20 protein-coding genes and 1 tRNA gene are annotated in these 17,707 nt (G+C 41.0%); 18 read left to right on the top strand and 3 right to left on the bottom strand.

Annotation, left to right across the window (positions count from 1 at the left end; translation table 11 throughout):
• The first annotated feature begins 12 nt into the window (after positions 1-12).
• The 9 genes from tsaB to METVE_RS0101995 all read left to right on the top strand — a co-directional run bounded on the left by tsaB (position 13) and on the right by METVE_RS0101995 (position 7,267).
• Positions 13-714, top strand: a complete 702-nt coding sequence (gene tsaB / locus METVE_RS0102035) for a tRNA (adenosine(37)-N6)-threonylcarbamoyltransferase complex dimerization subunit type 1 TsaB (protein ID WP_020166782.1) — start codon at positions 13-15, stop codon at positions 712-714.
• Complete coding sequence (rimI, locus tag METVE_RS0102030) at positions 711-1,172, top strand: ribosomal protein S18-alanine N-acetyltransferase (protein ID WP_020166781.1); 462 nt, start codon at positions 711-713, stop codon at positions 1,170-1,172. Before tsaB ends, rimI begins: the two co-directional genes overlap by 4 nt.
• The gene (locus METVE_RS0102025) at positions 1,172-1,807 is read left to right on the top strand and encodes a uracil-DNA glycosylase family protein (RefSeq protein ID WP_020166780.1); all 636 of its coding nucleotides are present in this window, start codon (positions 1,172-1,174) and stop codon (positions 1,805-1,807) included. Before rimI ends, METVE_RS0102025 begins: the two co-directional genes overlap by 1 nt.
• Before the next feature lie 84 nt (positions 1,808-1,891).
• Positions 1,892-2,503 carry a LemA family protein gene (locus tag METVE_RS0102020; protein ID WP_020166779.1) on the top strand — a complete coding sequence of 204 codons (612 nt, stop codon included), beginning with the start codon at positions 1,892-1,894 and terminating at the stop codon, positions 2,501-2,503.
• 63 nt (positions 2,504-2,566) lie between these two features.
• Positions 2,567-3,424 carry a TPM domain-containing protein gene (locus METVE_RS0102015; RefSeq protein ID WP_020166778.1) on the top strand — a complete coding sequence of 286 codons (858 nt, stop codon included), beginning with the start codon at positions 2,567-2,569 and terminating at the stop codon, positions 3,422-3,424.
• 19 nt (positions 3,425-3,443) lie between these two features.
• Positions 3,444-3,965, top strand: coding sequence for a TPM domain-containing protein (locus tag METVE_RS0102010; RefSeq protein WP_020166777.1), 522 nt, complete (start codon positions 3,444-3,446; stop codon positions 3,963-3,965).
• A gap of 201 nt (positions 3,966-4,166) precedes the next feature.
• Positions 4,167-5,888 (top strand): proline--tRNA ligase, encoded by a 1,722-nt coding sequence (locus METVE_RS0102005; protein ID WP_020166776.1) that lies wholly within the window; start codon positions 4,167-4,169, stop codon positions 5,886-5,888.
• A gap of 2 nt (positions 5,889-5,890) precedes the next feature.
• Positions 5,891-6,496: a lytic transglycosylase domain-containing protein gene (locus METVE_RS0102000; RefSeq protein WP_020166775.1), complete on the top strand. Its 606-nt coding sequence runs from the start codon at positions 5,891-5,893 to the stop codon at positions 6,494-6,496.
• A 267-nt stretch (positions 6,497-6,763) separates the two neighbouring features.
• Positions 6,764-7,267 carry a DUF1097 domain-containing protein gene (locus METVE_RS0101995; protein ID WP_020166774.1) on the top strand — a complete coding sequence of 168 codons (504 nt, stop codon included), beginning with the start codon at positions 6,764-6,766 and terminating at the stop codon, positions 7,265-7,267.
• A 94-nt stretch (positions 7,268-7,361) separates the two neighbouring features.
• On the opposite strand, the gene METVE_RS0101990 is transcribed toward METVE_RS0101995, so the two are convergent.
• Positions 7,362-8,243 (bottom strand): hypothetical protein, encoded by an 882-nt coding sequence (locus METVE_RS0101990; RefSeq protein WP_020166773.1) that lies wholly within the window; start codon positions 8,241-8,243, stop codon positions 7,362-7,364.
• A 184-nt stretch (positions 8,244-8,427) separates the two neighbouring features.
• Positions 8,428-9,483: a tRNA preQ1(34) S-adenosylmethionine ribosyltransferase-isomerase QueA gene (gene queA / locus METVE_RS0101985; RefSeq protein ID WP_020166772.1), complete on the bottom strand. Its 1,056-nt coding sequence runs from the start codon at positions 9,481-9,483 to the stop codon at positions 8,428-8,430.
• Between the two features lie 45 nt (positions 9,484-9,528).
• Between queA and METVE_RS0101980 the strand changes: the two genes are divergently transcribed.
• The 6 genes from METVE_RS0101980 (at position 9,529) to METVE_RS0101955 (ending at position 14,865) form a co-directional block, all read left to right on the top strand.
• Positions 9,529-9,615: transfer RNA gene (locus METVE_RS0101980), tRNA-Leu, on the top strand.
• A gap of 182 nt (positions 9,616-9,797) precedes the next feature.
• Positions 9,798-10,274, top strand: coding sequence for a DUF2244 domain-containing protein (locus METVE_RS0101975; RefSeq protein WP_020166771.1), 477 nt, complete (start codon positions 9,798-9,800; stop codon positions 10,272-10,274).
• 30 nt (positions 10,275-10,304) lie between these two features.
• Positions 10,305-11,471, top strand: a complete 1,167-nt coding sequence (gene coxB / locus METVE_RS0101970) for a cytochrome c oxidase subunit II (RefSeq protein ID WP_020166770.1) — start codon at positions 10,305-10,307, stop codon at positions 11,469-11,471.
• Positions 11,472-11,544: 73 nt separating this feature from the next.
• Positions 11,545-13,137, top strand: a complete 1,593-nt coding sequence (ctaD, locus tag METVE_RS0101965; protein ID WP_020166769.1) for a cytochrome c oxidase subunit I — start codon at positions 11,545-11,547, stop codon at positions 13,135-13,137.
• A 176-nt stretch (positions 13,138-13,313) separates the two neighbouring features.
• Positions 13,314-13,898, top strand: a complete 585-nt coding sequence (locus tag METVE_RS0101960; RefSeq protein WP_020184159.1) for a cytochrome c oxidase assembly protein — start codon at positions 13,314-13,316, stop codon at positions 13,896-13,898.
• 85 nt (positions 13,899-13,983) lie between these two features.
• The gene (locus tag METVE_RS0101955; RefSeq protein ID WP_020166767.1) at positions 13,984-14,865 is read left to right on the top strand and encodes a cytochrome c oxidase subunit 3; all 882 of its coding nucleotides are present in this window, start codon (positions 13,984-13,986) and stop codon (positions 14,863-14,865) included.
• Between the two features lie 72 nt (positions 14,866-14,937).
• Here the strand turns inward: METVE_RS0101955 and METVE_RS12665 are convergent, their stop codons facing one another.
• A complete protein-coding gene (locus METVE_RS12665; RefSeq protein ID WP_020166766.1) occupies positions 14,938-15,138 on the bottom strand; it encodes a twin transmembrane helix small protein in 201 nt (66 codons plus the stop codon).
• A gap of 102 nt (positions 15,139-15,240) precedes the next feature.
• Between METVE_RS12665 and METVE_RS0101945 the strand changes: the two genes are divergently transcribed.
• The 3 genes from METVE_RS0101945 (at position 15,241) to METVE_RS0101935 (ending at position 17,644) form a co-directional block, all read left to right on the top strand.
• Positions 15,241-15,948 (top strand): SURF1 family protein, encoded by a 708-nt coding sequence (locus METVE_RS0101945; RefSeq protein ID WP_232496457.1) that lies wholly within the window; start codon positions 15,241-15,243, stop codon positions 15,946-15,948.
• A gap of 65 nt (positions 15,949-16,013) precedes the next feature.
• Positions 16,014-16,625, top strand: coding sequence for an SCO family protein (locus METVE_RS0101940; RefSeq protein ID WP_020166764.1), 612 nt, complete (start codon positions 16,014-16,016; stop codon positions 16,623-16,625).
• Between the two features lie 2 nt (positions 16,626-16,627).
• On the top strand, positions 16,628-17,644 hold the full coding sequence (locus METVE_RS0101935; protein ID WP_020166763.1) for a COX15/CtaA family protein: 1,017 nt from the start codon (positions 16,628-16,630) through the stop codon (positions 17,642-17,644).
• The last annotated feature ends 63 nt before the right edge of the window (positions 17,645-17,707 follow it).

Genomic DNA, 17,707 nt, shown 5'->3' with positions numbered 1-17,707 from the left:
GATTTCTTTAGCATGAATTTACTGGCACTCGACACCTCTACCGAATTTTTATCGCTGGCTTTAATGCTGGGCGAACGTACTTTTACGCATTATCAAGCCGCTGGTTCAGGGTCATCGCAATTGGTATTGCCACAAATTCAGATCTTGTTAGATTCTGCTAACGTAGAATTGAAAGATTTAGATGGCATTGCTTTTGGCGCAGGGCCGGGTGCATTTACTGGTGTGCGCATTGCTAGTGGTGTAGCGCAAGGCTTGGGTTTTGGCGCTAATTTACCTGTTGTGGGCATTAATACATTAATTGCCGTGGCCGAAGCAAGCAAGCAAGATAAAGTGATTGTCTGTTTGGATGCACGCATGGGTGAAATTTATCACGCAGCTTTAGTTAAAGAGAATGGTAATTGGCTTGAAGTAAGCGAAACCAAAGTGTGCAAGCCGCAAGATGCGCCAGCATTAGAAGGTGAATATTGGTTTGGTGCTGGTAGCGGTTGGGCGGCTTATGCTGAAGCGCTAACGCAGCTGTACACCAACAATTTAAGCCAAAAGTTGCCGAATGTTTTACAAAGTATTACGCCGACTGCCGAAGCTATTTTGCATTTAGCACAGCCCGTTTTTGCAGCAGGGCAGGCGAAACCAGCAATGGAAGCAATGCCTATTTATATTCGTAATCGCGTGGCATTAACTACGCTTGAACGTGAGCAAGGTTTGCGACTATGAGTGCTGTCTTAAAACAGGCATATCAATTACGGCCTATGCAAATGGATGATTTGGATGCAGTAATGGCGATTGAGCCAATGATTTATACACATCCATGGACGCGCGGTAATTTCAGCGATTCACTTAATTCTGGATACAGCGCTTGGATTTTAGAGCTTAATCAAAAAATGATTGGTTACGCGTTATTAATGATGGTGCTGGACGAAGCGCATTTGCTTAATTTGAGCATTGCCAAAGATCAGCAAAAACAAGGCTTGGGCAGGCATTTATTAGAACATATGTTACAGATTGCTAAAAACCACAAGGCTGCCAATATGTTTTTAGAAGTGCGCCCTAGTAATATTTCGGCAATTGCGTTGTACGAAAACATGGGCTTTTGCGAAATGGCTGTGCGCCGTAACTATTATCCTGCACATGATGGCCGTGAAGATGCGGTATTAATGGGGTTGGCGCTTTAATGGTTATGCAAGAAGATGCTTATAAAATAGCGCGTGAAAACGCTAGTAAAATAACACGCGAAGACGTGTTGCGCGAACTGGAACTATTGCCCGTTTGGAAGTTGCGCGCGCCGCTGTCAGCCGTGCCAATCGTCGAATTAGTACAGCCAGTTTTGCTTAAGACTTCTGAAAACAGGCCTGAAAAAGTTGAGCAGATTGAGGAAGTTAAGCAGGCTGAGCCAATTGAAAGTAGCCCAATTCAACAAGTAATTGCAAGCAACCCTGTATTAGTCGCATCTGACGATAAAAAATGGGTATTTGTCTTGCCAGCGGTTTTAACAGGGCAATCTGCCGAGTTGTTTAACAATATTTTACGTGCGTTAAAAATCAAACCCACGCAAACTGCACACACACAGCAATTAGAGCAAGATATTGCGGATTCTGGTGCTAGCGTAATTGTGGCGATGGGCGAAATTGCGGCGCAACAGTTATTAACTAGCGCAGAAACGATTGAAAGTTTACGCGGTAAATTACATTTACTGAATGGCACGCAAGTGGTCGTAACGTATCACCCAGATGCACTATTACAGCATTTGCCTAATAAAGCCAAAACGTGGGATGATTTGTGCATGGCGTTAAGCGTTGTGAATGCTTGATCGTTGATGTTTGTGTAGATGCTTGAATAGCCAATATTTGACCCAATTAAAACAATTGAATTACACACTATTAAGGAGTTAAAAATGCGTACTTTTTGGCAGAAATTTTTACCGTTGGCATTTGTTTTAATCAGCACGTTAAGTTTATCTGGCTGTGGCTACAACAATTTTCAAACCTTAGATGAAGAAGCGAAAGCCAGTTGGGCCGAAGTGTTGAATCAATATCAACGTCGTGCAGATTTAGTGCCTAATTTGGTGGCAACAGTGAAAGGTTATGCCGCGCATGAACAAGAGGTATTAACCGATGTAGCGAATGCGCGTTCAAAAGTGGGTAGCCTGCAAGTGACGCCAGAATTGCTGAATGACCCAGAAGCGTTTGCCAAATTTCAAGCAGCGCAAGGTCAATTGACTGGCGCGTTATCACGCTTGATGGCTGTAGCGGAAAATTACCCTAATTTAAAAGCCGATCAAGGTTTTAGAGATTTGCAGGCGCAATTGGAAGGCACAGAAAATCGCGTGACAGTGGCGCGCAATCGCTACATTACAACGATTAAAGATTACAACGTTGCCGTGCGTAGTTTCCCCAATAATTTAACCGCGATGATGTTTGGCTACAAAACTAAGCCATCATTTACAGTAGAAAATGAAAAATCGATTTCTGTGACGCCTAAGGTAGATTTTGGGGATAAAAAGTAGCTTAAGTTAATACTCAAATTAACTTAACTTTTTTATTAGATATTTATTGCTTACAGAATTAAAGTGTTTTTCAAACTAAAAGCCAGCTTGTATGCGCTATGTGTAATGCTGTTATTCGCATCAAGCATAGCGCGTGCGGATTTGGTTGCCATCCCTGAACTGAAATCGCGCGTTACCGATTTAACTCAAACCTTATCTGCAGAACAACAAAGCCAATTGGAAGCCAAACTAGCGGCCTTTGAACAAAAAAAAGGTAGCCAAATTGCAGTGTTAATGCTGCCCAGCACGCAGCCAGAAGATATCGCGCAATACTCCATCCGAGTCGTTGAGCAATGGAAAGTAGGGCGCGAAAAAGTCGACGATGGAATATTGGTTTTAGTCGCGAAAGATGACCGTAAATTGCGCATTGAAGTCGGTTATGGCTTAGAAGGCGCTATTCCCGATTTAATCGCCAAGCGCGTGATTAATGAAGTGATTTCACCCAGATTTAAGCAAGGTGATTATTTTGGTGGGTTGGATGCTGGTGTTGATACTTTAATTGGTTTGGTTGACGGCGAACCTTTGCCAGCGCCAGCTAAAACTGCAAACAACGGCAGTAATTTAGAAAATCTACTGCCTATTTTGTTATTTGGCGGCTTAATTTCAGGCTTATTTTTGCGCAGTATATTTGGCACATTTGGCGGTAGCGCGCTAAATGGAGGCTTGGTTGGCGGCGCGGTTTGGTTATTAGGTATCGCGCTTGGCGGCGCAGTTATTTTGGCTATTGTCGCTTTCTTTTTTACCATGATGATGGGCGGTCGCGGTTTAGGCGGCATACCCATGGGCGGTGGAATGGGCGGCGGCGGTTTCGGCGGCGGCTCAAGCAATTGGGGCGGTGGCGGCGGTGGATTTGGCGGCGGCGGTGCTTCTGGTGATTGGTAATGGCGGAGATTATTGCTAAATGAAACGTAGGCATCCCATTGCGCGATTTTTTTCGCATGTTATCAGCGCCGCTAAACCGTCAAAATGGCAAGTGCATCAGCATTTTTCAAAAGCCGCTTTGCACCGGATTGAGCAAGCAATTAAAGCTAGCGAATTAACGCATTCTGGTGAGATTCGTTTTGTGGTGGAGGCTGGATTACATCCGCTGGAAATACTCAGCAAAAAAATGCCAAAAAAACGTGCAATTGAGCTGTTTAGCCATCTGAATATTTGGGATACCGAACAAAATAATGGCGTACTGATTTATTTGTTACTGGCAGACCGTGACGTGGAAATTGTAGCGGATCGTGGTATTCATCAACATGTAGGCAATGATGGCTGGGAAGCGATTTGCCATGCGATGGAATTGCAATTCAGGCATGGCGAATTTGAGGCTGGCGTTTTGAATGGTATTCAGCAGATTGGAGCTTTACTGCAGCAATATTACCCAGCCGATGGCGAGAATGAAAATGAGTTGCCGGATGCTGCAGTTATTATTTAGTCCATTTTTATTAAAATATCTCATCTTAAATATTCACACTTAAATTATTACTTCTCACATATATTCAGATTATTGACTAATCTCACACAGCTACAAATTTAAAAGCACCTTTCAATTCAGTCTCTCAACAGTAAGTCGCTACTGACTTATTATGCGTTTACCGTTAAAATTCGGTTTCAATTTTTATTCCACATCATTCCCATGCGCGCATCCCAATTTTTTATTGCCACCCAAAAAGAAGCTCCAGCAGATGCGGAGCTAATTTCGCACAAATTAATGGTGCGTGCTGGCTTAATTAAAAAGCTGGGTAGCGGCCTGTATAGCTGGATGCCACTGGGGTTGCGCGTATTGCGTAAAGTGGAGAATATAGTACGCGATGAAATGAATAAAGCAGGCGCACTAGAATTGTTAATGCCTGCAGTACAACCAAAAGAGCTGTGGGATGAAACAGGCCGCTGGGCGGTTTTTGGGCCTCAAATGTTAAAAATCAAAGATCGGCATGATAGAGATTTTTGTTTTGGCCCAACACATGAAGAAGTGATTACCGATATTGCGCGCCGCGAAATCAGCAGCTACAAGCAATTACCGATTAGCTTTTACCAAATTCAAACTAAATTCCGTGATGAGATCCGCCCGCGTTTTGGCGTGATGCGCGCACGCGAATTTATGATGAAAGATGCGTATTCATTTCATACTAATTTTGAATCGTTAACCAAAACTTATGCGGATATGCATCAAGCCTACAGCAACGTTTTTACGCGTTTAGGGTTAAAGTTTCGTGCGGTAAAAGCCGATTCTGGCGCTATCGGTGGTGATGGTTCGCAAGAGTTTCATGTGTTGGCAGATAGCGGCGAAGACGCATTGGCATATTGTGAAAGTTCGGATTATGCAGCTAATGTGGAATTAGCTGAAGCCTTACCAGAAGCTAATATTAGAACTGCGGCTAGCCAAAACTTAACCGAAGTAGAGACGCCAAAACAAACCACCTGTGAAGATGTAGCGAAATTATTGGGTATTACTGTTCAGCAGACAGTTAAGTCTATCGCCTTAATGGTGAAAAAAGAGACAGAAGTTGAACAGTTTTATTTAGCTTTATTACGTGGCGACCATAGTTTAAATGAAGTGAAAACGAGCAAGGTTTTGGGTGATTTTAGACTGGCTACTGAAGAAGAAATTCGTGCCAATTTAAACTGCCCACCGGGTTTTATCGGCCCAGTAAATGTAGCTGCGAATGTTATTGTGATTGCCGATAAAACCGTTGCCAATATGAGCGATTTTGTCTGCGGCGCAAATAAGCCTAAATATCACTTGAGCGGTGTTAATTTTGGTCGCGACTTGCCTGAGCCTAGTTTGGTTGCGGATATTCGGAATGTAGTCGATGGTGACGCAAGCCCTGATGGAAAAGGTACATTAAGTTTGTGTCGTGGTATTGAAGTTGGGCATATTTTTCAGCTGCGCACTAAGTACGCACAAGCCATGAACGCAACATATTTAGATGAAAACGGTCAATCACAAGTGATGGAAATGGGCTGTTATGGCATTGGCGTGTCACGTATTGTCGGCGCAGCGATTGAGCAAGGTAATGATGAAAAAGGTATTATTTTTCCATTAAGCATGGCGCCGTTTGCGCTAGTCATTTGCCCAATTGGCATGGATAAAAGTGAGCTGGTGAAAAATACAGCTAATCAGTTATATGCAGATTGCAAAAAAGCAGGCTTTGATGTGTTGCTGGATGATCGCGGTGAACGCCCAGGTGTGATGTTTGCGGAAAGTGACTTAATGGGTATTCCGCATCGCATTGTGATTGGTGATCGTGGTTTGGCAGAAGGCAAAGTGGAATATAAATCGCGTAGCCAATCAGAAGCGCAAAATATCGCGCTGAATGATGTGATGAATCATTTGGGTGGTTTGCTCAACACTTAACCATGAAAATGAGGCAATTTTTATGGTTAAGTATTTGTTTTTTATGCGTAACTTCGACTAGTTTCGCTGGCAATCAGCGAGAAGAACCGCTTTCTAACTCAGTCAAAGCGGTAATGCAAAAATCGATTAGTGATTTAGCGGCGCCAAAGTTAATGTTTGCAAGCCAAGCAGAAGGTCAGGCTTGGATGGCGGAGATGTCACAACGCCTGAAAAAGCGCATGCCAGACCAAGCATACCGTGAAGATTTTTTAAGATCGGTGCATTATGAAGCGACGCGCGCAGGCTTAGATCCGCAATTGGTGATGGGTTTAATTCAGGTGGAAAGTGGCTTTAAAAAATATGCGGTGTCTTCTGTAGGCGCACGTGGTTATATGCAAGTGATGCCTTTTTGGGTAAAAAGTATTGGTAACCCAGAGCATAATTTATTTCATTTGCGGCTTAATTTGCGTTATGGCTGTACTATTTTGCGCCATTATTTAGATATAGAGCGTGGCGATTTGTATCGCGCACTTGGTCGCTACAACGGCAGTTTGGGTCGGCCGCAATATCCGAATTTAGTGGTTGGTGCTTGGAAAAAGCAATGGCACTATCCGCTGAATAAGTTTTAGCTAGTCTACTTTTACAGCGTTTTTGGCGCTTTTTATCGTCTATAAAATCCCATCAAAATTTAGCAGTTATTCGCTGCGATTCACAAAAAACTTGTCAATATGACAACAATAAGTCTAGACTACGCCTAGCCAATTAGTTTGAAGCCGATTAAAGGCGTCGTCATGTTGTCGCTGTTAAGTTGTTGTATGGTCATTAAGTTAATTGGCTGTAATACTCAAAAACATTATTTTATAAAGAGTTTTACCTTTTAATTTAGGGAGAAAAGTATGTCGAAGTTAACAGCATTGGCAGTGAGTATCGCAATTTTAGGTGGAGTTTGGGCGTATTTAGCATTAAATCCGTTGGCAAGTGCAACATTAGTATGGGTTGGTTTTATTGCATGGGGTTGTTACTTCCATACAGGAGGTGATTCAGCAGCGTTGCAAAAAACTATTGCAGGCATGAGTTACGGTGCGGTAATCGCTGGCGTTGCTTTATATTTGGTGAGTTCAGGTTTGCTGGGTGCTTTAGGCGTGTTGGCTGCTCCCGTTATTATTGCAGTAACTGTGTTTCTACTAGTAATCGTTGCCGGCTGCAATTTGCTTTCTGTGGTGCCAGCTAATGTTTACGGTTACGCTGCAACCGCTGGTTTAGCATTAACAGCCAGTACGGCAGCTAATGCAACAGCGTTGAATCTGACTAATCCTGTGATATTAGTCATTATTTCTGTTGTATTAGGTGCTTTATTCGGTGCGGCTTCTGGCAAATTAGCAGGCGCGCTAGGAAAATAAATGCTAAGTAAAAGTAAAATTTAAGTATTTAAAATAAAAAAACCGCATCTAGTATGCGGTTTTTTTTGATGCCTAAATCTAATATCTAATTAGATTACTTAACCACTTTAAAACCGTAATAAGTGCCAAATTCACCTTCGTTTTCGTGATACACAAATAATAAATCATTGGTATAACCCAAACCATTAAAGTGATTTTGTGAACGTAGTTTCATGTCTTTAGGCAAATCACTTTTTGCAACAAATTTTCCAGTTAAGTCAAAAATCAATGCGGCTTTGTGATCCACATCCAACAGCAATAACTCTTCACCTTTTACACCAGTGTAAGCCACATAGTGATCACTAATATCATCATGCAAAACGCCTGCTTTAGTAAAATCTAATGCAATTTCGCCAATTTTTTCACGTTTTTTCGGGTCGACAATAAATACTTTATTACCACGTTCTTGCTTGGCGAAATAGCGATTATTCTCTGCGTCAAAACTTGGCATGGTGCCAGCATCACCAAATGCTGGGTTAAATAGAGATAGCTCATCAGAGGTATTCTTTACCTCCCCCGTTTCAGATAAGTGAATCGCGAAAATGCCTGTATTCGGCGCAAAGCCAACGTCACTGGATACGTTGTAGGTAATCGTTTCCAGCTTGCCTGTATTTGGGTTGTAATAAATAGAGCGATTGTCGTAGCCAGGTTTGCTTGAATTGACATATTTGCCAGCTTCATCGTAGGCATGAATCTGCGATTTTGATACTGCCGCTTCATATTCAGTGGCTAATGGTGCTAATCCGCCATCTGCAATGTAATAATGTTTCACGCTTGGCACGTAAGCAACTGTCATCGGGCGCGTTGTCGGTTTTTTTGCCAGTGGAATTTTAATCACCACAAGTGCTTCTGGTAGCACTTCTGCCATCAGCGTGCTGGCTGATAAAAGGCTAGATAACACTAGTGAGCTAATTAGAATTGGTTTGATTAAAGACATAAATGAGTTAACTTTCTTGGGTGAATACGTTAATGCAAACTAGCTATAAGGCATACAAAAAATAAACATCTTAATGGAACGCAAGCTTTAGTGTTTGTGTTCACTGACTAGTTCAACGCGGATTTTGACTGGATTTTTTAGTTAACCTTAATTTTAATGAAGTTTTTAATAACAGTAACTTTAATTACAGCTTGGCTTTTTCAATTAGCATTGCATCACCATAACTAAAAAATCGATATTGTTTTTCAATTGCATGCGCATAAGCTTGCTTCATCGCTGCAAATCCTGCAAAAGCTGACACTAACATGAGTAGCGTGCTTTTAGGTAAATGAAAGTTGGTGAGTAATTTGTCAATCACTTTAAATTCAAAGCCTGGTGTAATAAAGATAGCGGTTTCAGCGCTGCCTGCCTTCAGCGTCCCGTTTAAGGCTGCGCTTTCTAGTGCGCGCAAACTGGTTGTGCCGACGGCAATTACTTGTCGGCCAACTGATTTGGTTGCTTCAATCGCTGCTATCGTTTCAGCAGAAATATGATAAATCTCACTATGCATTTTGTGGTCTTTGATTTCATCTACACGCACGGGTTGAAATGTGCCAGCGCCGACATGTAAGGTGACATACGCGATACCAACACCTTTTGCTGCCAGTATTTTTAACATGTCTTCATCAAAATGTAAGCCAGCGGTTGGTGCAGCAACAGCGCCGGCATGTTTGGCGTAAACCGTTTGGTAACGCGCATCGTCTTCGGCGTCTGCATCATGCGTAATATAAGGTGGCAATGGCAGGGCGCCATAACGTTCTAATAAATCGAATATGCCAATATCACCCAAAAATTCCAGATGAAATAAATCATCCTCACGACCAATGACTTTCGCATCAAATGCATCGGCTAATCTTAGTGTGTTTCCCGCTTTTGGCGCGCGCGATGCACGTACGTGCGCTAATGCATGATGGCTATCTAATACGCGCTCGATTAAAACTTCGACTTGACCGCCACTTGTTTTAATGCCGAATAGCCGTGCTTTAATGACGCGAGTGTCGTTAAAAACCAACAAGTCGCCAGCCGATAAAAAATTGGGTAAATCTACAAATAATTGGTCACTTATTTGACTGACTAATTCGTCACCTATAACCTTGGGTTGACTATTTAAATAAAGTAGTTTACTAGCATTACGTTTGCTTGAAGGGTGTTGTGCAATCAGTGAATCAGGTAAATAAAAGTCAAAATCTTGGGTTCGCATTGCCGAAAAACTTGTTATAATAATGAAGTTGACATTATACCTCATGCCGGGATGGCGGAATTGGTAGACGCACGGGACTCAAAATCCCGCGTTGGCGACAACGTGGGGGTTCGATTCCCCCTCCCGGCACCAATTTAAATAATCTTTAAATTAACAGTGATTAAAGCCACTGATTTGACTACAAGATTAGCTTAGATTGCAACAGCTTATATTGAGCGTGAGGTAAGCTGGATATTAAACTTGTAACAAGATGTAACAGTCATTGATTGAACAGTATTTTATAAGGCTTGAGAATTTAAATCTCCGAATTAATAATGTTATCAGTAATGGATTGTAAGATTATTGCAAGACCCAATAATTCGCTTTCGCCCGAAAACAGTTTAAAGCTGATGGTGGTGTTGGCGATTATTGCATTTGTAGTTGCGCTTGGTTTCGTGCATGTTGGGGCGTGGTTAGTGCTGCCGTTCGCTGGGCTGGAATTGGCAGCATTTGCATATGCGTTTTACTATGTTTATCTACACTCTGGCGATTTTGAAAGTATTGCTATTGAAGATGACAGAATAATTGTAGAAAAAAGAAATTTTAGAGAAACGAGCGTAACCGAGTTTCAGCGGTATTGGACGCAAGTCAATGTGCGTAATATTGTTGGCGGCAAAGGTATTGTGAGTAAAAATGCACTATTTATCAGCTCACATGGTAAGGAAGTTGAGTTTGGTAAGCATTTTATAAATGATGAGCAACGCGTGGCATTAGCACACGAGCTTAAACAAAAATTAAAAAGTATTAATTAGATTATTTATTAATTCGTCTTGGAGTGGTTTATGCAAGTTTTAAAAAAAATTGGGTTAGGTTTGGCAGCAATGCTTAGCTCGCTCAATGCTTTTGCTGATTACAGTTGGAATTTCCCAGAGCCAGTCACGCCGATGGCATTAGATACCTTACACGTTCATAATAAATTCATGCTGATTACGATGATTATATTCGTGATTGTGCTGGCTATTATGATTTACTCTATTTTTGCGCATCGTAAAGATAAAGGCTATAAGGCTGTTGCTGATAAAGCACCTTCTACAGTAGTAGAAATCTTCTGGGTATTGGTTCCGTTTGTTATCTTATTACTGATCGACTTTGTGATTATGGGTATTCCTGCTTATCACAGTGTGGTGATGATGGAAGATACGCGCGATAAAGCGACAATGGTCATTAAAGTGACTGGTTCGCAATGGCGTTGGCAATATGAATATTTAGATGGTGATGCACAAGGCATCAAGTTTGTCAGTAACTTAACGACTACATCAGACCAACAACATAATGCTGCTGAAAAAGGCGAGCACTATTTGTTAGAAGTGGATAACCACTTAGTATTACCTGTTGGCGAAAAAGTACGTATTTTAATGACCGCATCAGATGTATTGCACAACTGGTGGGTGCCACAATTCGGTTCATCACGTGTAGCGGTTCCAGGCTTTATTCGTGAAACATGGGTGCAGGTGGATAAAGCGGGTACCTATCGCGGACAATGTAAAGAGCTATGCGGCAAAGGCCATGGTTACATGCCTGTTGTTGTAGATGCTGTGCCAATGGCTGAATATAAAGTATGGGTAGCTGCTAAAAAAGCAGAGATTGCTAAAGCCGGCGAGATTAAAGAAATGACTAAAGATGATTTAGTTGCGCAGGGTAAAGGTGTTTACGAGAAAAACTGTGCAGTATGTCACCAAGTAAGCGGTGCAGGTCTTCCACCTGCTTTCCCAGCAATAACCGGTAGTAAAATTGCCCTTGCCCCAATATTTGGCCCAGACGGTAAATATTTAAAAGATGGTCATCTGGATCGTTTGCTTAATGGTAAAGGTGTTATGCCAGCTTGGAAAGCAACATTGAACGACAATGAAATTGCCGCTGTCATAACCTATGAGCGTCAAGCACTAGGTAATGCCGCGAGCGTAGACCCGATTATTCAGCCAGCACAAGTTAAAGCGGCAAGACAATAATTAAAATCAATATCAATTGAATCAATATTTGTAATTTATTTTTGTTTGAAATAAAAGTAATCAGGAGAGCGCTATGAGTACAACAACGGTAGCAAATCACGAAGAGCATCAAGATCATCCGACCGGCATTATGCGTTGGCTGACAACCACCAATCATAAAGATATCGGTACGATGTATCTGACTTTTTCATTAGTGATGTTTTTAGTCGGTGGTTCGATGATTTTAGGCATTCGTGCTGAATTGTTTAAACCAGGTTTGCAGTTGATGAATCCAGACTTTTTTAATCAGTTAATTGGTGTGCATGCACTAATTATGATTTTCGCAGCACTGATGCCAGCTGCAACAGGTTTTGCAAACTGGATGATTCCATTGCAAATTGGTGCGCCAGATATGGCTTTGCCGCGTCTAAATAACTGGGGTTTTTGGCTACTACCGCCTTCGGCTATCTTACTCACATTACCATTTACATTGGCTTTATTTGGTATTGGTGATGGCGCATTAGCAACGGGATGGACATTCTACCCGCCACTATCAGTGCAAGGTGGTATTGGCGTAGACTTCGCGATTTTTGCCGTTCACTTGTTGGGTATTTCTTCAGTAATGGGTTCAATTAACATTATTGTGACATTGTTCAATATGCGTGCACCTGGTATGACATTAATGAAAATGCCAATGTTTGCATGGGGCTGGTTAATTACTGCATTCTTATTGGTTGCGACTATTCCTGTTTTAGCTGGTGCGGTAACAATGTTGTTAACAGATCGTCACTTCGGTACGCATTTCTTTGATGCTGCTGGTGGTGGTGACCCAATCATGTTCCAACATTTATTCTGGTTCTTTGGTCACCCAGAAGTGTATATTTTGTTACTGCCAGTATGGGGTTTCATTCCACAAATTCTACAAACATTCTCACGTAAACCAATGTACGGTTACAAAGCACAAGTGTATTCACTATGGGCGATTGGTGCTTTAGCTGTGGTTGTTTGGGCGCATCACTTCTTTACTGCAGGTATGCCAGTTCCAGCTTTGCTTTACTTTATGTATAGCACGATGGCAATTTCACTCCCATTAGCGGTGTTATTTTTCTGCTGGATTAAAACCATGTGGAAAGGCTCAATGAGCTTTGAGACACCTATGCTATTTGCAGTAGGTTGGATTATCTTGTTCGGTATTGGTGGCCTTACTGGTTTAGTGTTGGCTGACGTTGCTGCCGATGCGCAATACCATAATAGTTATTTCGTTGTAGCGCATTTCCACTACACGTTATTTGCTGGTGGCATCATGGGTATTATGGCTGGTGTGTACTATTGGTTGCCAAAAATGACCGGCAATATGTATGATGAAAAATTGGGTAAATGGCATTTCTGGTTAACTGCAATTTCATTTAACCTTACATTTATCCCACAATTCTTTGTAGGTTTGGCAGGTATGCCACGTCGTATTCCAGACTATGCGTTACAGTTTGCTGAGTTCAACATGATTTCTTCAATCTCAGCATTCGCCTTAGGTTTCTCACAGTTGTTGTTTGTTTACGTGATTATCAAGTGCGTAAAGGGTGGAAAAAAAGCGACTGACAGAGTGTGGGAAGGTGCAGAGGGTTTAGAGTGGACACTATCTTCACCACCTCCATATCATAGCTTTACTGAGCAACCTACTATTAAGTAATGTAATCATTTAAAGCCCAAGTTAGCTTGGGCTTTTCTATTCAATAGAAAACTTAATGGATGGGATGTTTAATAAATGGAAGATAAAGAACTGGCAAGACGTCGTAGAAATATAAAAATTGCCCTGATATTTGGTGTAATAGCCATAGGTTGGTATGTGTTGTCGATGTTTACTATATGGAACCTGTAATAGATCCAAAACCTGACTCAAGTGAAGTTAGGCAGAAAACGAAAGCTGAGCAGGATAAAGCGAATAATAAATTAGCCGTTAAAATGATTTGGGTGGCGCTAGGCTCCTTATTGTTTGCGTTTGCCTTAGTGCCTTTATATGACGTTTTATGTAGTATCACGGGCCTTAATGGTAAAACGGATAATAATGCATCTACTTTGACTAAAGCCAAAGTAGATGAATCCAGAAGCGTTACTGTGCAATTTACATCTGCCGTGATGCCAGGCTTAGGTTGGAATTTTTATCCCAAACAAGCCAGCATTACATTGCATCCAGGTCAAATTGAAACAGTGCTATTTGAAGCAAAAAATATAACGAGTCAAGTGGTCACAGGACAAGCAATACCCAGTGTTACACCTGGTATTGCATCGGTTTATTTAAAAAAAATAGAGTGTTTTTGTTTTGTGAATCAAAGCTTAAAACCAGGTGAAACCAAGGTCATGCCATTAAGATTTTTTGTCGATCCAGCAATACCAAAAGATGTCAGTGAAATGACTTTGTCATATTCATTTTTTGAAGCAACAAAAAAATAGTTTTTAGTTAAAAATCAGGGAGCTTGTATCGCATACAAAGCGTTACAAAGTTATAATTAAAATTTAAGTGCTTGGGAGTAAACGAATGGCAACTCATTCAGAAAATCAATATTTCGTTCCACACGGTAGTATCTATCCGTCTATTTTGTCGGTCGGCTTGCTATCACTTGCTTCTGGTTTCATCTTCAAAATGAATCATTTGGCATTTGGTCAGTGGATGATGTATTTAGGTGCAGCAATCATCATTGCGATGACATTCAAATGGATGGGCACTGTCATCACAGAGAGTTTGACGGGAAAATATAAAAATTGGGAAGATAAATCATTCCGTGTCGGTATGATTGTGTTTATCTGTTCTGAAGTAGCTTTCTTCGCTGCATTTTTTGGCGCGTTGTTTTACATGCGTGTGCTTTCAGTGCCAGATTTAGCTGGCTTTGATGCAGACATTACCCCGTATAAAGACTTTTTAAGCACATGGCCATCATTAGGCCCTGGCGGCACAGTGCTTGGTACGGAATATAAGCCAAGTGCTAATTTTCACCCTATGTCACCATGGGGATTGCCAGCAATTAATACCGCTTTATTGCTTACATCTGGCGCTACGATTACTTGGGCGCACTGGGCTTTGATTAAAAATAAGCGTGCTCAGTTGGTTGCTGGTATGGCATTAACCGTTGCGTTGGGTATTGCATTCTTAATCTGCCAAGGTTTTGAGTATCATGAGGCTTATACGGAAATGGGCCTTACTTTAGGCAGTGGCGCATATGGTGCAACCTTTTTCATGTTGACAGGTTTCCATGGTTTCCATGTAACGCTTGGTACAATTATGCTGATTGTTATTTTAATCCGTTGCATGAAAGGCCATTTTACACCTGAGCATCACTTTGGTTTTGAAGGTGTCGCTTGGTATTGGCACTTTGTGGATGTGGTTTGGTTGGGCTTATTTATATTTGTATATTGGTTGTAATAGAACGATAAAAAAGGGCGATGCAATGCATCGCCCTTTTTTATTTGGTTTAAAGTTTATTTACTTTAAAACTTATAGAGAATGGCCAATTAACCCGAAAGAACCTGCAATTAATAAACCGATAAATAAAAAGATTGAAAGCCCAATGCGAATTGTAAGTGCTCTTACTGTGCGCTCGCTACCAGCTTTGTCTTTATTCAAAAAGAACAATGCTGAAAATAAACTACCTAAAATGACAATTAATACCAAAACGACTGCAATTTTTATAAACATTGATTTGTCCAAATGAAGTTATTTAATAATTATGCGACTGGTCTAGTATAAATGCAATTCAGTTTTTTTAAGCTTCAATTTAAAGCGTCATTATTGAGCACTGTGCTTACCATTATCTGCATTCCACTATTTATTAAGCTGGGTTTTTGGCAGTATGAGAAAGCAGTCTTGAAACAAAAGATTCAAGCAAATTTTGAATTGTCGAACAAAAACAAATTGCCCGATTTAAAAGACTATTTATCAAACAGCGAAATTCTAGAGTTTAAAAAAACGCACGTGCAGGGTGAGTATGCAACGCAGTATCAAATTTTAATCGACAACAAAGTAGAAAATAGCTTAGTTGGATATCATGTGGTTACGCCGTTAAAGATTGCGGGTACAAATGAATATGTGTTGGTCAATCGCGGATGGATACAAGGCATGACTAAACGTGCTGATTTGCCTGTATTTGAAACGCCATCAGGCACTTTGGATGTGCAAGGTATGGCATGGGTGCCTACCAAAAAAATATTTACACTGGAAGATAAAGCACAAATCGCCGCTGATAGTAAAACATGGCAACCAGTATGGCAAAATTTGGATATGCAAAAATATGTTAAAAATGTGCCGATTAAAATACTGCCAATCATTATTAAATTAGACAATAAAAGTACTGCGGGCGGTTTTGTCCGCAACTGGGAAATGTCTCAAGAACGCATCGTGACCCATTTAGGTTATGCCTATCAGTGGTTTGGGTTTGCGTTTGCGACATTGATGATTTATTTGTACTTAAGTATCACAAGACCAAGAAAATCTAATACAGTCGTATAAAAACTCAGTCAAAAAAGTAGTTAACATTTAGCAAAAATTCGTGAATATTAAGGTAAATCTTCATTATGCAAACAGAACCGCTCGATAACATTAACAGTAAAGATCAACGCAAAGGACGAGCGATTTTTCTGATGATGCTCACATTTTTTGTGGTGCCGATTATTGCAGTTATATTGATGTTTAAGTTTAATTTTAAGCCAACAGGCGAGAGTCGCGGTGAACTGATTACACCGCCTAAATTGATTCAAGCGACTGCTACGTTGCAAGATAACAATGGCAAAGATAGCCATGAGTTTTGGGTTGAAAAATGGAATATGGTCTATGTGACCGATACATGCGAAGCTGCCTGTATGAAAAAATTAACAGATATGCGCCAAATTCATGTTTCATTGTACAAAGACATTCCACGCACGCAACGTGTATTGATTACTAATGTGCAAGATATGAGTAAGATTAAAAAAGACTTTCCTGATTTAACTGTGATTAATCAACCAGCAACGGATATTAAAGTCTTGAGTGCGCAATTTGACTTAAAAGGTGAAAATGCGCTTCAGTCTAATCGCCTGTATTTAGTCGATCCATTGGGTCACATGATGATGAGTTATCCAGCAAATGCTAATCCTGCAGACATTCGCAAAGATTTAGTGCGACTTTTAAAATATTCTTGGGCGGCATAAATATGTGGTTTAAACGCATTGCAATGTTAGGCGCGATTATGGCGCTATGCGTGGTTGTGTTGGGGGCTTATGTGCGTTTAACAGATGCTGGACTAGGTTGTCCTGATTGGCCAGGTTGCTACGGTACGCTGACCGTGCCTCAAAGTGAAACAGCGATTCAACAAGCGCAAACGAATTATCCACATAGCTTGATTGAAACAGGTAAAGCTTGGAAAGAAATGCTACATCGTTACTTGGCTGGCACATTGGGATTGGTTGTTTTAACACTATTCATTCTCGCTTGGAGAAAATCTAAACAAGGTAGCCAGCAAGTTAAAGTGTCTCCTTGGTTAACAACTTCGCTACTTGCTATTATTATGTTTCAGGCTGCGCTGGGTATGTGGACAGTGACGATGCTGCTTAAGCCCGTTATCGTCAGTGCACATTTGCTAGGTGGCATGACAACTTTAGCCTTATTGACATGGATAGCACATCGACATTGGGGGCAATATTCTCATGTGCTGTATTCGGATGCGAAAACTCAAACTCAAACCAGCCGTTGGCTTATCCGTTTTGGTTTGGTCGTGCTATTTATGCAAATATTCTTAGGTGGCTGGACTAGCACTAATTATGCCGCATTAGCTTGTACAGATTTCCCCACTTGCCATGGCGCATGGATACCAGACATGGATTTTAAAGATGCTTTTCATATGATTCGTGAGTTAGGGCAAAGTGCAGATGGTGGCAATTTAAGCTTGGCATCGATTACCGCCATTCAATGGACGCATCGTATCGGCGCTATCATAACTTTGATTTATTTGGGTTTTTTAGCCTTAAATAGTTTAAAATACGCGCAATTAAAACGCCTAAGCATTGTATTAATCATTGTGCTATTTGCGCAAATCAGCCTTGGTATTGCAAATTTAGTCTTGCACTTACCGTTAGTATTGGCCGTAGGTCATAATTTGGGTGCCGCATTATTGGTTATTATCATGGTGATTTTTAATTCAAAAATCACTGGTGGCAAATCTAATCAATAATGACCGATTGTAAAATCTGCTGCAATTAGTCTCTAGCAGCTGCAAATATATTGAATGAAATAA

The organism is Methylotenera versatilis 79 (assembly GCF_000384375.1).
GTDB lineage: Bacteria > Pseudomonadota > Gammaproteobacteria > Burkholderiales > Methylophilaceae > Methylotenera_A > Methylotenera_A versatilis_B.
Note: the sequence above shows the minus strand (reverse complement) of the source record. Positions and strands in the feature narration are given on the sequence as shown.

Coding starts and splice junctions, on each gene's coding strand:
- METVE_RS0101935 (WP_020166763.1), top strand. CDS start 16,628: ATGTGGTTTAAACGCATTGCAATGTTAGGCGCGATTATGGCGCTATGC.
- METVE_RS12665 (WP_020166766.1), bottom strand. CDS start 15,138: ATGTTTATAAAAATTGCAGTCGTTTTGGTATTAATTGTCATTTTAGGT.
- rimI (WP_020166781.1), top strand. CDS start 711: ATGAGTGCTGTCTTAAAACAGGCATATCAATTACGGCCTATGCAAATG.
- METVE_RS0101995 (WP_020166774.1), top strand. CDS start 6,764: ATGTCGAAGTTAACAGCATTGGCAGTGAGTATCGCAATTTTAGGTGGA.
- METVE_RS0102000 (WP_020166775.1), top strand. CDS start 5,891: ATGAAAATGAGGCAATTTTTATGGTTAAGTATTTGTTTTTTATGCGTA.
- METVE_RS0101960 (WP_020184159.1), top strand. CDS start 13,314: ATGGAACCTGTAATAGATCCAAAACCTGACTCAAGTGAAGTTAGGCAG.
- METVE_RS0101990 (WP_020166773.1), bottom strand. CDS start 8,243: ATGTCTTTAATCAAACCAATTCTAATTAGCTCACTAGTGTTATCTAGC.
- METVE_RS0102010 (WP_020166777.1), top strand. CDS start 3,444: ATGAAACGTAGGCATCCCATTGCGCGATTTTTTTCGCATGTTATCAGC.
- METVE_RS0101955 (WP_020166767.1), top strand. CDS start 13,984: ATGGCAACTCATTCAGAAAATCAATATTTCGTTCCACACGGTAGTATC.
- METVE_RS0101975 (WP_020166771.1), top strand. CDS start 9,798: ATGTTATCAGTAATGGATTGTAAGATTATTGCAAGACCCAATAATTCG.
- ctaD (WP_020166769.1), top strand. CDS start 11,545: ATGAGTACAACAACGGTAGCAAATCACGAAGAGCATCAAGATCATCCG.
- coxB (WP_020166770.1), top strand. CDS start 10,305: ATGCAAGTTTTAAAAAAAATTGGGTTAGGTTTGGCAGCAATGCTTAGC.
- tsaB (WP_020166782.1), top strand. CDS start 13: ATGAATTTACTGGCACTCGACACCTCTACCGAATTTTTATCGCTGGCT.
- METVE_RS0102020 (WP_020166779.1), top strand. CDS start 1,892: ATGCGTACTTTTTGGCAGAAATTTTTACCGTTGGCATTTGTTTTAATC.
- METVE_RS0101940 (WP_020166764.1), top strand. CDS start 16,014: ATGCAAACAGAACCGCTCGATAACATTAACAGTAAAGATCAACGCAAA.
- METVE_RS0102005 (WP_020166776.1), top strand. CDS start 4,167: ATGCGCGCATCCCAATTTTTTATTGCCACCCAAAAAGAAGCTCCAGCA.
- queA (WP_020166772.1), bottom strand. CDS start 9,483: ATGCGAACCCAAGATTTTGACTTTTATTTACCTGATTCACTGATTGCA.
- METVE_RS0102025 (WP_020166780.1), top strand. CDS start 1,172: ATGGTTATGCAAGAAGATGCTTATAAAATAGCGCGTGAAAACGCTAGT.